Here is a 14,239-nt window from a genome sequence, read left to right as displayed (position 1 = left end):
TCCGCAAAAATAGGCATTTGCGAGGTGTTTCCGCAGCGATTAGTTGTGTGTAGCGTGCGAAATAGGTCACATGCATCGATGTCTGGAGGATTCCGACGGTGAAGAATCATCTCGTTCGCACCCACCGCTCCGCCGAGCAGTTCCCCCGCGAAGAACACCTCGCGTGGCGCGTCGCCGAGGTCGCCACCGACCCGGTCGAGGTGGGGCCGGAGACCGCGGAGATGATCATCAACCGGATCATCGACAACGCCTCGGTCGCGGCGGCGTCGCTGACGCGGCGCCCGGTCGCCAACGCCCGCGCCCAGGCGCAAGCCCACCCCTACCAGCCGGGCGCGGCGGTATTCGGTGTCGGCGGCAGCTACTCCCCGGAGTGGGCGGGTTGGGCCAATGGTGTCGCGGTGCGCGAACTCGACTTCCACGACACCTTCCTGGCGGCGGAGTACTCCCATCCCGGTGACAACATTCCCCCGATCCTGGCTGTGGCCCAGCACACCGGGCGCAGCGGCGCGGATCTGATCCGCGGCCTTGCCACCGGCTACGAGATCCAGATCGACCTGGTGCGCGCGATCTGCCTGCACGAGCACAAGATCGACCACGTCGCCCACCTTGGGCCCTCCGCTGCCGCGGGGATCGGGACCCTGCTCGGACTCGATACCGAGACCATCTACCAGGCCATCGGGCAGGCGCTGCACACCACCACCGCGACCCGCCAGTCCCGCAAGGGCGAGATCTCCAGCTGGAAGGCCTACGCGCCGGCATTCGCGGGCAAGATGGCCGTCGAGGCCGTCGACCGCGCGCTGCGCGGCGAGGGTGCGCCGTCGCCAATCTGGGAGGGCGAGGACGGTGTGATCGCATGGCTGCTCGGCGGCCGGAACGTCGAGTACTCGGTACCGCTGCCGGGTCCGGGCGAGCCGAAGCGGGCGATCCTGGACTCCTACACCAAGGAACATTCGGCCGAGTACCAGAGTCAGGCCCCGATCGATCTGGCCCGCCGCATGCGCGACCGGATCGAAGATCTGGATCAGATCGCTTCGATCGTGCTGCACACCAGCCACCACACCCACGTCGTCATCGGCACCGGCTCGAACGATCCGCAGAAGTTCGACCCCACCGCCTCCCGCGAAACCCTCGACCACTCGGTGATGTACATTTTCGCGGTCGCCCTACAGGACGGCACCTGGCATCACGAGCGCTCCTACGCGCCCGAACGCGCCGAGCGGCCCGACACCGTCGAGCTGTGGCGCAAGATCTCCACCGCCGAGGACCCGGAGTGGACGCACCGCTACCACTCGACCGACCCGACCGAGAAGGCCTTCGGCGCGCGCGCCGAAGTCACCCTGAAGAGCGGTGAGGTCGTCGTCGACGAGCTCGCGATCGCCGACGCACACCCCCTCGGTGCCCGGCCGTTCGCCCGCGAGCAGTACATCGCGAAGTTCCGCACCCTCGCGGAAGGGGTGATCGCGCCTTCCGAACAGGACCGCTTCCTCGACCTCGCCCAGCGCACCGCCGAACTGAGCGCAGCCGAACTGTCCCAGCTGTCGTTCACGGTGTCCGACGAGGTGCTCGCGCGCGCACCTCGGCTGCCGAAGGGGCTGTTCCGATGACCGGGATACTCGCCGCGGCGACCTCGGCCGCCGACAAACGCACGGCATTCCGTGCGGGCTTGGCCTCGGGCACGATCCAGCGGTTCCCCGGCGCGTTCAACCCGTTGGTGGCCAAGCTGATCCAGGAAATCGGGTTCGACGGCGTCTATGTCTCCGGCGCGGTGGTCTCGGCCGATCTCGCGCTGCCCGATATCGGGCTCACCACACTCAGCGAGGTCTCCGCGCGCGGGCAGCAGATCGCTCGGGTCACCGACCTGCCGGTGCTCATCGACGCCGACACCGGTTTCGGTGAGCCGATGAGCGCCGCGCGCACCGTGACGATCCTCGAGGACGCCGGGATCGCGGGATGTCATCTCGAGGATCAAGTCAACCCGAAACGCTGCGGCCACCTGGACGGCAAGGCCGTGGTGCCCACCGAGGAAATGGTGCGCCGGCTGCGTGCGGCCGTATCCGCGAGGCGGGATCCGAATTTCGTGATCTGCGCGCGCACCGACGCCGCCGGGATCGAGGGCATCGACGCCGCCGTCGAACGGGCAAAGGCCTACGCCGACGCGGGCGCGGACCTGATCTTCACCGAAGCGCTGTCGGACGAAGGCGAATTCGCGAAGTTCCGTGCCGCTGTTTCGACTCCGTTGCTGGCCAACATGACCGAGTTCGGCAAGTCCGAACTGCTCACGGCGGCCACCCTGGAATCGCTCGGCTACAACGCGGTGATCTACCCGGTTTCCACGCTGCGCCTGGCGATGTGGGCCGCCGAAGCCGGTCTGCGCGAAATCTTCGCCGAAGGCACCCAAGCCGGCTTGCTCGATCGGATGCAGCACCGCAGCAGGCTCTACGAACTGCTCGACTATCAGCATTACAACGAGTTCGATTCCGACATCTTCAATTTCAGCCTGGGAAGGAACCAGTGATGACGGAGACTGCCATACCGACGATCTACAAGGGTCTCGCCGGTGTCGTCGTCGACACCACCGCCGTCTCCAAGGTGGTGCCGGAAACCAACTCGCTGACCTACCGTGGCTATGCCGTGCAGGATCTGGCCGGACATTGCAGCTTCGAGCAGGTCGCCTATCTCCTGTGGAACGGCGAACTGCCCAATGACGCTCAGCTGGAACGGTTCTGCCAGCAGGAGCGCGCCGCCCGCCGCGCCGACCGGTCGTTGCTGTCGCTCGTGGCGAAGATGCCAGAGAACTGCCCTCCGATGGATGTGGTGCGCACCGCGATCAGCTACCTCGGCGCCGAAGACCCATCCGAGGACGACAACAGCCCGGCGGCCAACCGCGCCAAGGCATTACGGATGATGGCGGTGCTGCCGACCATCGTCGCGGCCGATCACCGCCGCCGCCACGGTCAAGACCAGATCGCCCCCCATTCCCATCTCGGATTCGCCGAAAACTTCCTGAACATGTGCTTCGGCAAGATCCCGTCTCGGGAATTGGTGCAGGCGTTCGAGGTGTCGCTGATTCTGTACGCCGAGCACAGCTTCAATGCCTCGACCTTCGCCGCACGGGTGGTCACCTCGACGCTGTCGGACATCTACAGCGCGGTGACCGCGGCCATCGGAGCGCTCAAGGGTCCGCTGCACGGCGGCGCCAACGAAGCGGTCATGCACGACATGCTCGAGGTCGACGATCCTGCCCTTGCCGAGCAGTGGCTGCGCAGCAAGCTCGCCAAGAAGGACAAGGTGATGGGTTTCGGGCACCGGGTCTACAAAAGCGGTGACTCCCGGGTGCCGACGATGAAGAAGGCCTTCGTCGACATCGCCGCCGCCACCGACGGCCACAAGTGGGTTCAGATGTACGAAATCCTCGAACGTACGATGAACGAGGCGACCGGCATCAAGCCCAATCTCGATTTCCCGACCGGTCCCGCGTATTACCTGCTCGGCTTCGATATCGAGGTATTCACCCCGATCTTCGTGATGAGCCGGATCACCGGTTGGGCCGCGCACATCATCGAACAGGGCGAGTCCAACGCGCTGATCCGGCCGCTGAGCGAATACGTCGGCGTGCCACAGCGATCGGTCGTCGCCTGACCCCTGCCCCCTGCCCCCTGCCCCCTGACCGCGGTCGCGGCCGGCCGGTCCGGCCCCCGGCCGCGATGTCTCGAGGCATGCTTGTCGTTGTGGATGTGCTGGTGCTGGGGCCGGTGCGGGTGGTGGCCGCGACAGCGGAAGTCACCCTGGATCGTCCGTTGGAGCGTGCCCTCCTTGTCCGATTGGCATTGGCGGCCGGGACTCCGGTTCCGGACGGCCAGTTGGCCGAGGACCTCTGGGGGCGGGATATCGAGCGGCCCGTGCAACGGCTGCGGGTGGTGGTGTCGCGGCTGCGATCCGCGCTGGGCCCGCACGCCGACCTGGTCGGGCGCACACCCGCCGGATACCACACCACGGTGACGGCCCGCGACCTAACCGTGGCACGGGCGGCGGTGGAGCAGCTGCACCGTGCCCGCCGCTCGGGCGACCACGCCGCGGCCGCGGCTGCGGCCGGGCAGGCGTTGGCACTGTGGCGTGGGCCGTCGCTCGGCGATCTGCGGGCAGTGCCGTACGCGGCAGCGGAGGGCGAGCGACTCGACGACTGGCGGCTGGAGCTGACGGTCGCTGGGCTGGATGCCACCTTGGAACTGGGGGCAGGCGGGGAAGTGCTCGCCGAACTGACCGGGCTGGTGGCGGGGCACCCACTGCATGAACCACTGTGCCGGTTACTGGCCCTGGCGTTGTATCGAGTTGGCAGACAAGCAGATTCGCTGGAGCGCCTGGCGCGGCTACGCCGGACTCTCGCCGACGAGTTGGGGGTGGATCCGGCTCCTGCCACCGCGGAGTTGGAGTTTCGGATCCTGAACCACGATCCGGATCTGATGCCAAGAACACGGTTCGTATCCACTGCGCCGGGGCCGCCGCCCACGCAGAACGAGGAGACGAACGACCGGGACAGGTCGGCCACCGGCTTCGTCGGGCGGGCGCACGAGTTGGCCACAGTCGCGGCCCGCGTGAGCGTTCCGGGGTTGACGACGGTGGTCGCGGTGGCGGGTGCGGGGAAGTCGCGGCTGGCCGTGGAGATCGCGCGCATCGCCGCCCGCGCCGGGCGCACAGTGGTATTCGTCGAGCTGGCACCGCTGCGTCGCGCCGAGGACGTGCCGCATGCGGTATCGGCGGCGCTGGAGGCGAGCGGTCTGGCCGTGACGGACAAGAGGGCAGGCGCTGATCCTGTGGCGGCCATGACCGCCGCCGTGCACGGCCTCGACCGCCCACTGCTGGTGATCGACAATGCCGAGCACCTGGTCGAGCCGCTCGCGGAACTCGCCGCCGCGCTGCTCGGCCATGGCGAGAATTTCGGTGGAACAACGGGACCGAGTCTGCTGGTCACCTCACAGCGGCCGCTCGGGCTGTCGGGGGAGTCGGTGTATCCGCTGGGCCCCTTGGATCGCGGTGTCGCCGTGGCATTGTTCGCGCAGCGAGCGGGCTTGGACAGACTGCTGACGGCGCAGGAGCGTTCCCAGTTGGTGACCATCTGCGCGGCTGTGGACTGGCTTCCCCTCGGCATCGAGCTTGCCGCGGGTCTCACCCGGGTGTTGACGATCTCCCAGCTGGCCCGGCGCATCGACGATCGGGTACGGCTGCTGGTGGGCGGACCACGGGACGCGGTGGCCGGCCGACACAGCAGCCTGCGGATGGCGCTGGACTGGAGTCATGAGCTGCTGGATGACCGGGAGCGGATGGTGTTGCGCGGGCTCGGCGTCTTCGCCGGGGGCTGCACGCTGGAAGCGGCCGAATCGGTGATACCTGACGGCAAGCTCGAAATCGGCGATATTGCACCAGCATTGGCGCACCTGGTGAACCGTAGCCTGGTAACTGTGCACGCCGATGGCGAGAATCGACGGTTCCTGTTGTTGGAGACCGTGCGAGACTACGCGCAGACGCAACTTGCCCGTGCTGGCGAGACCGAGGCGGCCCGAAGTCGACATCTCGACTGGTGTCGGGAGCTGGTGCGGGACATCGGTGAGCCGGAGGATTTCGCCGACGCGGCCGATGTGGCCGCCGTGTTCGCCGAATGGGCGAATATCTCGGCGGCACTGGAGAATTCCTCGGGCACCCCACGCGCCGCGGACGGCCTGCGCCTGGCGCTGGACATGCACGTGCCCTGGCTGGCCCGGGCCTGGTTCCGCGAGGCCCGGCGCCATTACGATGCCTTGGTCGACGCTCCCGGCGTCACCACCGCTGAGCGCGCACATGCTCTGAGCCACAACGGGTTTCACGCACTGATGGTGGGTTCATTGGACACCGCCGCGGAACTCCTGGACCGAGCCGAACAGCTCGCCGAACCGTCGGATGACGAGGATCTTGCCCAGACCGTGCGTTACTACCGGGGCATTGTCGACATCGAGCGGTGCAAACTGCCCGAGGCGGTCGCGAGGTTGCGCGAGGGGGAGCGGCTGTCTCCGCGCGCAACCCAGGCCGCGTCCTTCTCCGACGCGCTCGGCACGGCGCTGCTGTATGCGGGGGATTCGGCGGGTGCGCTGGCCGCCTATCGCCGGTCCATCGCGGTGGACCGGGCTCACGACGACGAGCACGGGCTGTCGCGGGGTCTGAGCAACGAAGCCAAGGCCCTGCTCGCGTTGGGACGGACCAAGGACGCGTTGGCGGCCGCTGCCGAATCCGACACCTACGCACGGCGACTGGACGATCGGCAAATCCTGCCGCTCAACGACCTCACCCGGGCCGCCGCCGCCTTGGCCGGCGGGGAGTTCGACGCCGCGGAAAGCTACTGCCGAGCCGCCCTCGCCCACGAGGAAGAGGCGATGGGACTGGCGCGCGTCGACCTAGCCGATGTGCTGCTGGCCGCGGGGGAACTGGTGCGGGCGCGCAAACACCTGGATGAATTCCGCGCCGCGGCACACAGTCGGATGGGTGAGCATTCGGTCGGTGTGGCCTGGTTGGCGCATCGAACGATCGAGGTGGCGCTGCGCCGAGCCGAGGGCGACCCCACCGCCGAACAGCTCGCCGACGAGGTCCGAACCGCGCATGCCACGGCAGGATTCGGCTGGCAGCGCTACACCGACAGATTGGCCCCGCCACCTCGGTAACTCGCGGCCCAGCCCGCCATCCCGGCGCGTGATCGAGTTTCTCCACCCGGTCCGCGGGCAGCAGACATGTGAGCCAGTGCCGCGCAGTCCGGTTCGGTAGGCGAGGCCAGTAGCCTGGTCCCGGCGGCCGAGCCTGGGCATGCGATCTAGGACGGACAGTAGCGCGTCGGTCTTGTCGGCGGTGAGGAAAAGGGGGATGGGCCGCTCGTGTCGTCTGGATAGACCCGGCCCGGACTGCCTGCCGGTGGTCGAGCCTGAGTTGCGGGTGTGCGGTGCGCGCCGCCGCAGTCGTCCGCACCGGTTTCATCCGGTTGCAGCGAGCTCCCGCAGTTGTCAGGAATTTCTTTGCCCGCAACGGCAGTATCTCAGTCATGCGCGTTTTGATTCAGCTTCGTCCCGCTGCCGAACTGGTTGCCGCAGTGGCCGATCCCGCTGTCACTGTCAGTCCTTCCGATGTCATCGACGAACTGCCCGGCTTCGTCCTCGATCGATCCTTCGCGCCCGTCGCGATGCCGCGGCCGACCGGCACCGATCAGCTGTCCTACTCTCTGGCACCGACCGACGCATCGGTGCTGGTGCGTGGCGAGATCGCCGATGACGAGGTCGCGGCGTTGTCCCGATCCCGCACGGTCACGGGTGTTTTCGCGGATCCGGTTATCCAGACCAGTCTCACCTGCGGAGACAACGCGGCGGTAGGCAACTGGCACGATGTCGGCTCGCTGCTGCACGTCGAGGACCTGGCGGCGGCCGGATTGACCGGCGCAGCAGTCGCATTGGCCATCGTCGACACCGGCATCAACGCGAAGCGTGTCACGGAAGTCCGCAGCGGGCCGGTGAACATCGACAAGAAGCGCAGTTGGAATCCGCCCGGAGTCACCGGGACGGCGGGCGAATTCCCCGTCGAGCACGGGACGATGTGTGCCTTCGACGCACTCGTCGCGGCACCTCAGGCCGCGCTGCTCGACATCCCGGTCATGCGCAGCGTGCAACGCGGAAAGTCCGTCATGGAGGGTTTGCTGTCGGACGCCGTCGCCGCCTACGCCCATTTGCGCACGGTTCTGACCGATCAGCCCGCCGCATCGCGAGCCCTGGTGGTCAGCAACAGCTGGGGATCGTTCTCACCACAGTGGGACTTTCCCGTCGGGCAGCCCGGCAACTACTCCGACAATCCGTCGCATCCGTTCAACATCATCATCGGCTCGCTGGAAGCCGCTGGTGCCGACATCGTCTTCGCCGCGGGTAATTGCGGACGTGACTGCCCGGACGGTCGCTGCGCCTTCCCGGACAAACCGATCACCGGCGCCAACTCGCATCCGAGCGTCCTGTCCGTCGGCGGCGTCGACACCACCGGCACGCGTGTCGGCTACTCCTCCCAGGGCCCGGGCCGCCTGACCGACCGCAAGCCCGATATCTGCGCCTACACCCACTTCCTCGGATCGACGGCGTTCGGCGCAGACGAACCGGACACCGGTACGTCGGCGGCCTGCCCGGTCGCGGCGGGCTTGATCACGGCGATCCGCACCGAATGGCCTGCGGCGAAACTGGCGCCGGCCCGACTGCGCGCGCTGCTGCAACGCACCGCGACCAATCGCGCCGCCGCCGGGTATGACTACGACTACGGGTACGGCGTCGCCGACGCCGACGCGATCCTCGCGGAACTGCGGCGCACGGCGACGCGCGCGTAGCGTTCAAGGTATGCCGTTGCTCACGATTCGACTTCCGCGGGATGCGACCCTGACCGCGGCGGTTCAGCAGTTGGGACTTGCCGTGAGCGATGTCGACGTCGCTTACGGCTTGGTCGCCCTCGATCCTGCTCGGGATCTCTATGCCCTGCGGGTGACCGACGCCATCGCGGCGCGTTTGGCGGCGGCCGACGGCGCGGGTATCGCCGTCTTCGCCGACCCGCGCATCGAGCCGAGCGCCGAGTAGCCGCCCCGGACTCAGCCGAAGTCGATTCGGGTGGACCGAACTCGGCTGTCACGGGGCCGTGGCTGTCACCGAGAGCGGACCGGTTCGAGCCGATCGCGGCGAAGTACCGAAGCGGCGTTGGAGTCGTTGACACGCACCTGGGCGGCCGAATTCGGCCCGGCGGGCGTCCGGGTCAACGCCGTCGCGCCCGGCCCGACTCGAAGCGAAATGTTGTTGGCCGTGGTCGGTGAACAGGTCGCGGCGCGAATGGCGGCCACCCCGCTCGACCGGCTCGCGGCACCGGGCGAAATCGCCCCGGAGCTGAGCATCTACCGCGTGCGGCAGCGCACCCTCTGCGGTAACGCTCTCGCTGTTTGTTTCCGGGCATGGCGTAGAGCACGTCACGCCGGTGTCGGGCGAGGGTCGGTCACCGACCTGCTCCAACGTCGAGGCCATCATCTTGGACGGGAACGGCGCGCGGCATCTATCCGTTCGGCAGCGCAACCATCCGCTTCCCGCGAGCCGCGGGTTGGGGAAACGCCATGTGGTGGATGCTCACCGCCGAGCAATTCGACACCACCGAGGCTCGCCGGATCGGCATCGTCCGAGCGGTGGTCCCCGACGATACCCATGTGCGCCGCGCGATCGAGATCGCCCAGGTTATCGCTCGACAAGCACCCCTCGGAGTCCGAGCCACGTTGCACAATGCCCGTCTCGCCCAGCGGGACAGTGTCGCGGCGGCCGAAGCCGAACCTCGTGCCGACCGTGCGGAAACTGTTCGGAACCGAGGATGCCGGAATCGGAGTGCAAGCGTTCCGCACCTGCACCCGAGCACACTTCGTCGGACGCTGAGGACGCCCATGAGAACAATCAACACTGAACGCACTCGTCGGAACCGAGCTGGGCGCCAGCCCCTGGCAGCAGATCACTCAGGAGCAGGGGCGACCAATTCGCCGATGCCGCCGGTGACCATCGGTGGATTCACGTCGAGGTCGACCAGAACGGTCGGCTGTCCCGTATCAGCACCGCGGCGCAGGAACACCTCAGTCGCCATGTCGATGACAAATCACCACGGTGCCTCCCGGGCTCGGACCAGCAAGCACATGCGGTTCAGCGGTCGGCCAGTTTCCGGGCGCGTTCGGCGATTGCTGTGCCGAGTTCGGTCGTAGTGTTGGTGCCACCGAGGTCGGGGGTGCGGATCGAGGCTTCGGCCAGTATTTCTGCCACGGCGTGGTCGATGGCGGTGGCGGCTTTGGTTTCACCGAGGTGGTCGAGCATCATGGCGGCGGCGAGGATCTGGGCGATGGGGTTGGCGATGCCTTGGCCGGCGATGTCGGGTGCGCTGCCGTGGACGGATTCGAACATAGACGGTGCGGCGCGGTCGGGGTTGATGTTGCCCGAGGGGGCGAGGCCGAGGCCGCCGGTGACCGCGGCGGCGAGGTCGGAGAGGATGTCGCCGAACAGGTTCGAGCCGACGATGACATCGAGGCGGTCGGGGTGCAGGACGATCTCGGCGGCGAGTGCGTCGACGTGCATCTGCCGGGCTCGTACGTCGGGGTATTCGGCGGCGATGCGGTCGAAGACGCTGTCCCAGTAGGGCATCGAGTGGATGAGCCCGTTCGATTTGGTGGCCGAGCACAGATCGCCGCGACGCTCGCGGGCCCGGTCGAACGCGTAGCGGATGATCCGCTCGCAGCCCGCCCGGGTGAATACGGACTCCTGGAGGACGAACTCCTCGGGCCGTCCGAGGTTGTGGATACCGCCGATCTCGGAGTATTCCCCCTCGGAGTTCTCCCGCACGATCAGGATGTCCAGATCCTCGGCGCGGCGGTCACGCAGCGCCGATTCGATGCCGGGTAGTAGCCGGACCGGACGCAGGTTCACGTATTGGCCGAAGGCCCGCCGCAGCGGGATCAGCAAGCCCCACAGCGAGATATGGTCGGGCACGCCCGGGAAGCCCACCGCGCCCAGCAAGATCGCGTCGAATCCGGCGAGCAGTTGCACCCCGTCCCGCGGCATCATGGCGCCGGTGCGCAGATATTGCTCACACGACCAGTCGAATTCGGTCCATTCGATGCCAAGGAGTACGGCGTCCAAGACCTTGACAGCCTCGGTGGTCACGTCGACGCCGATGCCGTCGCCGGGAATGGTCGCAATACGGTACGAGTTCACAGCTGTACCCCGATGTACTTGGTCTCCAGAAATTCGTCGATCCCGAGTAGGCCGCCTTCGCGGCCGAGCCCGGATTGCTTGACCCCGCCGAACGGCGCGGCGGGATTAGACACCACACCCTGATTCAACCCGACCATGCCGGTCTCGAGCGCCTCGCAGACGCGCAGGCCGCGCCGCAGACTCTCGGTGAACACGTAGCCCACCAGTCCGTACGGGGTGTCGTTGGCGCGGCTCACCGCCTCGCTTTCGGTGTCGAAACCGGTGATGCTCGCGACCGGTCCGAAGATCTCGGTGCGGCACATCTGCGCGTCATCGGGCACATCGACCAGAACCGTCGGGGGATAGAAGTTTCCGGGATCGTCGATCGGATCACCGCCGAGCAGTACCCGGGCTCCGCGTGCGCGGGCGTCTGCCACCAGACTGGTCACCTTCGTGACGGCGTCGGCGTCGATCAGCGGTCCGACGACGACACCCGGCTCGGTGCCGCGTCCCAGCGGCAGCGCCGCCATCCGTGCGGCGAGCCGATCGGCGAAGTCGTCGATCACCCCGCGCTGCACGAAGATTCGATTCGCCGCGGTACATGCCTGGCCGATATTGCGCATCTTCGCCGCCAGCGCTCCCTCGACGGCCGCGTCGAGATCGGCATCGTCGAAGACGAGAAACGGCGCGTTGCCGCCGAGCTCCATCGACGTGCGCATGACCGTCCGCGCGCACTGCTCGAGCAGCTTCTTGCCTACTGCGGTGGAACCGGTGAACGACAGTTTGCGGGAGCGTTCGTCGAGGATCATGGGCGTCATCAGGCGTTCCGGATCCGAGGTGGTGACTACGTTGACCACCCCGGCTGGCACTCCGGCCGCGTGCAGGATCTCGGCGAGCGCCAGGGTGCACAGCGGTGTCTGCTCGGCCGGTTTGATTACGCAGGTGCAGCCGGCCGCCAGAGCGGGCCCGATCTTGCGGGTGCCCATGGCCATCGGGAAATTCCAGGGTGTGATGAGCAGACTCGGTCCGACCGGTTGCCGCGCGACCAGGAACCGGGAGCCGCCTGCGGGCGCGGTCATGTAGCCGCCGTCAAGTCGCACTGCCTCCTCGGCGAACCAGCGGAAGAACTCTGCGGCGTAGCCGATTTCGCCGCGCGCCTCGGCGAGCGGCTTGCCCATCTCGAGTGTGGCGATCAGGGCCAGCCGGTCGGCGTCGTCGAGCAGCATCCGGTGCGCGCGCATCAGGATGTCGCTGCGTTCGCGCGGCGGGGTGTGCGCCCAGTCGTGCTGCGCGGCCGCGGCGGCGTCGAGTGCGGCCATACCGTCCTCCGGCGAGGCATCGGCGACCGCGCACAGCTCCCGTCCGGTCGCCGGGTCGATAACAGGCATTGTCGTCGCCGTCTCGCGCCACCGGCCGCCGAGGTAGAGGCCGGTCGGCACGCTATCGATCGCGGCGCGTTCGGCCGGGGTGAGCTCGACTTCCGTGAGCATGGTGTTCCCTCCTGACAACGGTCGGCATTGCCCGACCCCTCCACGTCATGCTATAGAGATTGTCAACAATCCTACAACGGTCGGCGGCGGATGCGGTCGCTCGCGGTGAATGCCCGAGCCGCCCGTCCCGTCTCCGACACGCAGGCGATGTCTTCGGACACCAGTCAGACACTCGATTTCGCTCCGGAAGGCGGATCACGATGACGGCACTTTCCCCCGTTCTGAAGCAGGCCACGCCGATCACCGTCGACCACGGCGAAGGTTGCTACCTCAACGCCACCGACGGCCGCCGCTACCTCGACTTCACCGCGGGCATCGGCGTGACCAGCACCGGCCACTGTCACCCGCGGGTGGTCGAGGCTGCCCGCGCGCAGATCGGCAAGCTCATCCACGGCCAGTACACGACCGTCATGCATCAGCCACTGCTCGCCCTCACCGAACGGCTCGGCGACGTCCTTCCGGAGGGCCTGGACTCACTGTTCTTCGCCAATTCGGGCAGCGAGGCGATCGAGGCGGCGCTGCGGTTGGTCCGGCAGGCCACCGGCAGGCCGAATGTGGTTGTGTTCCACGGCGGTTTCCACGGACGCACGGTCGCGGCCGCCACCATGACGACTTCGGGCACGCGGTTCTCCGCGGGGTTCAGTCCGCTGATGGCGGGCGTGCACGTCGCCCCGTTCCCGACCGCCTTCCGATACGGTTGGAGCGAGGAGCAGGCGACCGACTTCGCGCTGCGTGAGCTGGACTACCTGCTCACCACCCTCAGCGCGCCCGCGGAAACCGCGGCGTTCATCGTCGAGCCGGTGCTCGGCGAGGGTGGCTACGTCCCAGGCAACACCCGCTTCTTCCAGGGCCTGCGTGAGCGCGCGGACGCGCACGGCATTCTGCTCGTCTTCGACGAGATCCAGACCGGATTCGGCCGGACCGGAAAGTTCTTCGGCCACCAGCACTTCGAGGTGCGACCCGACGTGATCACCATCGCCAAGGGCTTGGCCAGCGGCTTTCCGCTGTCGGGCATCGCGGTCTCGCGGGAGCTGATGGCCAAGGCATGGCCCGGTTCCCAGGGCGGCACCTACGGCGGCAACGCGGTCGCCTGTGCCGCCGCCCTGGCGACCATCGATGTCATCGAATCCGAAGGGTTGGTGGACAATGCCGCCGAGCGGGGGCGGCAACTGCTCGACGGCGCCCGTTCCCGCGCGACCAAGGCCGTCGGCGACGTGCGCGGACTGGGACTGATGGTCGGGTCGGAATTCACCACCGCGGCAGGCGAACCCGACGCCGAAACCGCCGCGGCGGCACAACGTCTCGCTGTCGACAAGGGCATGTTGCTGCTGACCTGCGGCGCGTACAGCAACGTGGTCCGGATGATCCCGCCCCTGGTCGTGACACCCGATCAGATCGACGAGGCGCTCGTCATCTGGTCCTCGGTCCTGGACGAACTGTAGGAGGAACCTGATGGCCCGCCATATCACCATTACGCTCACCAAGGCTGGAGTGAGCTGCCGTGCCCGACTGCTGGACGACGAGGCCCCGCTCACGTGCGCGGCGGTCTGGGACGCGCTTCCGCAGGAGGGTGACGCGTTCCACGCCAAATACGCGCGCAACGAGGTGTACACGCTACTGCCCCGCATCGTGGCCGCGCCACACCGGGAAAATCCCACGGTCACACCGATTCCCGGCGATGTGTGCCTGTTCGACTTCGAACCGTGGGAGATCGGCAACCCGGCCTACGGCTATGAGCCGGGATCCGCCGCCCATCACGCCCAGGGCGCGGCGGATCTCGCGGTCTTCTATGGCCGCAATAATCTGCTGATCAACGGTGACCTGGGTTGGGTGCCCGGCAACGTATTCGCCACCATCGAAGACGGGCTCGCCGAGCTCGCGGCCGCATGTAACGCCCTGTGGCTGCGCGGCGTCGAAGGCGAAACACTCGCCTTCGCGCGTGCAGAATGACGTGTCGGGCATCCTCGGCAGGCGAAATCTCCGCGGGGGCGAGCGGCCGATTCG

11 protein-coding genes and 2 pseudogenes are annotated in these 14,239 nt (G+C 67.6%); 10 read left to right on the top strand and 3 right to left on the bottom strand.

From position 1 onward, the window contains the following. The first annotated feature begins 98 nt into the window (after positions 1-98). The 8 genes and pseudogenes from prpD to OHB12_RS08150 all read left to right on the top strand — a co-directional run. Positions 99-1,604 (top strand): 2-methylcitrate dehydratase PrpD, encoded by a 1,506-nt coding sequence (gene prpD / locus OHB12_RS08185; protein ID WP_327117671.1) that lies wholly within the window; start codon positions 99-101, stop codon positions 1,602-1,604. Further along, positions 1,601-2,515: a methylisocitrate lyase gene (prpB, locus tag OHB12_RS08180; protein ID WP_327117669.1), complete on the top strand. Its 915-nt coding sequence runs from the start codon at positions 1,601-1,603 to the stop codon at positions 2,513-2,515. The genes prpD and prpB overlap by 4 nt, the downstream gene beginning before the upstream one ends. After that, entirely contained in the window at positions 2,515-3,639 is a 1,125-nt protein-coding gene (locus tag OHB12_RS08175; protein ID WP_327117667.1) for a bifunctional 2-methylcitrate synthase/citrate synthase, read from the top strand. The genes prpB and OHB12_RS08175 overlap by 1 nt, the downstream gene beginning before the upstream one ends. Positions 3,640-3,716: 77 nt before the next feature. After that, the gene (locus OHB12_RS08170) at positions 3,717-6,686 is read left to right on the top strand and encodes an AfsR/SARP family transcriptional regulator (RefSeq protein WP_327117665.1); all 2,970 of its coding nucleotides are present in this window, start codon (positions 3,717-3,719) and stop codon (positions 6,684-6,686) included. A gap of 371 nt (positions 6,687-7,057) precedes the next feature. Continuing rightward, the gene (locus OHB12_RS08165) at positions 7,058-8,371 is read left to right on the top strand and encodes a S8 family serine peptidase (protein ID WP_327117662.1); all 1,314 of its coding nucleotides are present in this window, start codon (positions 7,058-7,060) and stop codon (positions 8,369-8,371) included. A gap of 10 nt (positions 8,372-8,381) precedes the next feature. After that, the gene (locus OHB12_RS08160; protein WP_327117660.1) at positions 8,382-8,615 is read left to right on the top strand and encodes a hypothetical protein; all 234 of its coding nucleotides are present in this window, start codon (positions 8,382-8,384) and stop codon (positions 8,613-8,615) included. Between the two features lie 30 nt (positions 8,616-8,645). Next, positions 8,646-8,897 (top strand): annotated as a pseudogene (locus OHB12_RS08155) (SDR family oxidoreductase); the annotation flags it as partial. Between the two features lie 173 nt (positions 8,898-9,070). Continuing rightward, a pseudogene (locus OHB12_RS08150) lies at positions 9,071-9,446 on the top strand (enoyl-CoA hydratase-related protein); the annotation flags it as partial. Positions 9,447-9,519: 73 nt separating this feature from the next. Here the strand turns inward: OHB12_RS08150 and OHB12_RS08145 are convergent. Genes OHB12_RS08145 through OHB12_RS08135 form a run of 3 tightly spaced genes read right to left on the bottom strand, consistent with a single transcriptional unit; the run spans position 9,520 to position 12,235 of the window. Next, on the bottom strand, positions 9,520-9,648 hold the full coding sequence (locus OHB12_RS08145; RefSeq protein WP_327117658.1) for a hypothetical protein: 129 nt from the start codon (positions 9,646-9,648) through the stop codon (positions 9,520-9,522). A 56-nt stretch (positions 9,649-9,704) separates the two neighbouring features. Next, the gene (locus OHB12_RS08140; RefSeq protein ID WP_327117656.1) at positions 9,705-10,766 is read right to left on the bottom strand and encodes a tartrate dehydrogenase; all 1,062 of its coding nucleotides are present in this window, start codon (positions 10,764-10,766) and stop codon (positions 9,705-9,707) included. Then, complete coding sequence (locus tag OHB12_RS08135) at positions 10,763-12,235, bottom strand: NAD-dependent succinate-semialdehyde dehydrogenase (protein ID WP_327117654.1); 1,473 nt, start codon at positions 12,233-12,235, stop codon at positions 10,763-10,765. The genes OHB12_RS08140 and OHB12_RS08135 overlap by 4 nt, the downstream gene beginning before the upstream one ends. A gap of 200 nt (positions 12,236-12,435) precedes the next feature. Here OHB12_RS08135 and OHB12_RS08130 point away from each other — a divergent pair, with 200 nt between their 5' ends. Both OHB12_RS08130 and OHB12_RS08125 read left to right on the top strand, forming a co-directional pair. Then, positions 12,436-13,677, top strand: a complete 1,242-nt coding sequence (locus OHB12_RS08130) for an aspartate aminotransferase family protein (protein WP_327117651.1) — start codon at positions 12,436-12,438, stop codon at positions 13,675-13,677. Between the two features lie 10 nt (positions 13,678-13,687). Next, complete coding sequence (locus tag OHB12_RS08125; protein WP_327117649.1) at positions 13,688-14,185, top strand: DUF3830 family protein; 498 nt, start codon at positions 13,688-13,690, stop codon at positions 14,183-14,185. Positions 14,186-14,239: the final 54 nt, after the last annotated feature.

Source organism: Nocardia sp. NBC_01730, from assembly GCF_035920445.1.
Lineage (GTDB): Bacteria > Actinomycetota > Actinomycetes > Mycobacteriales > Mycobacteriaceae > Nocardia.
The sequence above is the reverse complement of the archived record's forward strand: the minus strand, read 5'-3'. Positions and strand labels throughout refer to the sequence as shown.

Excerpts from the sequence above, each read along its gene's own strand:
- prpB (WP_327117669.1), top strand. The coding sequence starts at position 1,601 with ATGACCGGGATACTCGCCGCGGCGACCTCGGCCGCCGACAAACGCACG.
- OHB12_RS08175 (WP_327117667.1), top strand. The coding sequence starts at position 2,515 with ATGACGGAGACTGCCATACCGACGATCTACAAGGGTCTCGCCGGTGTC.
- OHB12_RS08170 (WP_327117665.1), top strand. The coding sequence starts at position 3,717 with ATGCTTGTCGTTGTGGATGTGCTGGTGCTGGGGCCGGTGCGGGTGGTG.
- OHB12_RS08165 (WP_327117662.1), top strand. The coding sequence starts at position 7,058 with ATGCGCGTTTTGATTCAGCTTCGTCCCGCTGCCGAACTGGTTGCCGCA.
- OHB12_RS08160 (WP_327117660.1), top strand. The coding sequence starts at position 8,382 with ATGCCGTTGCTCACGATTCGACTTCCGCGGGATGCGACCCTGACCGCG.
- OHB12_RS08145 (WP_327117658.1), bottom strand. The coding sequence starts at position 9,648 with ATGGCGACTGAGGTGTTCCTGCGCCGCGGTGCTGATACGGGACAGCCG.
- OHB12_RS08135 (WP_327117654.1), bottom strand. The coding sequence starts at position 12,235 with ATGCTCACGGAAGTCGAGCTCACCCCGGCCGAACGCGCCGCGATCGAT.
- OHB12_RS08130 (WP_327117651.1), top strand. The coding sequence starts at position 12,436 with ATGACGGCACTTTCCCCCGTTCTGAAGCAGGCCACGCCGATCACCGTC.
- OHB12_RS08125 (WP_327117649.1), top strand. The coding sequence starts at position 13,688 with ATGGCCCGCCATATCACCATTACGCTCACCAAGGCTGGAGTGAGCTGC.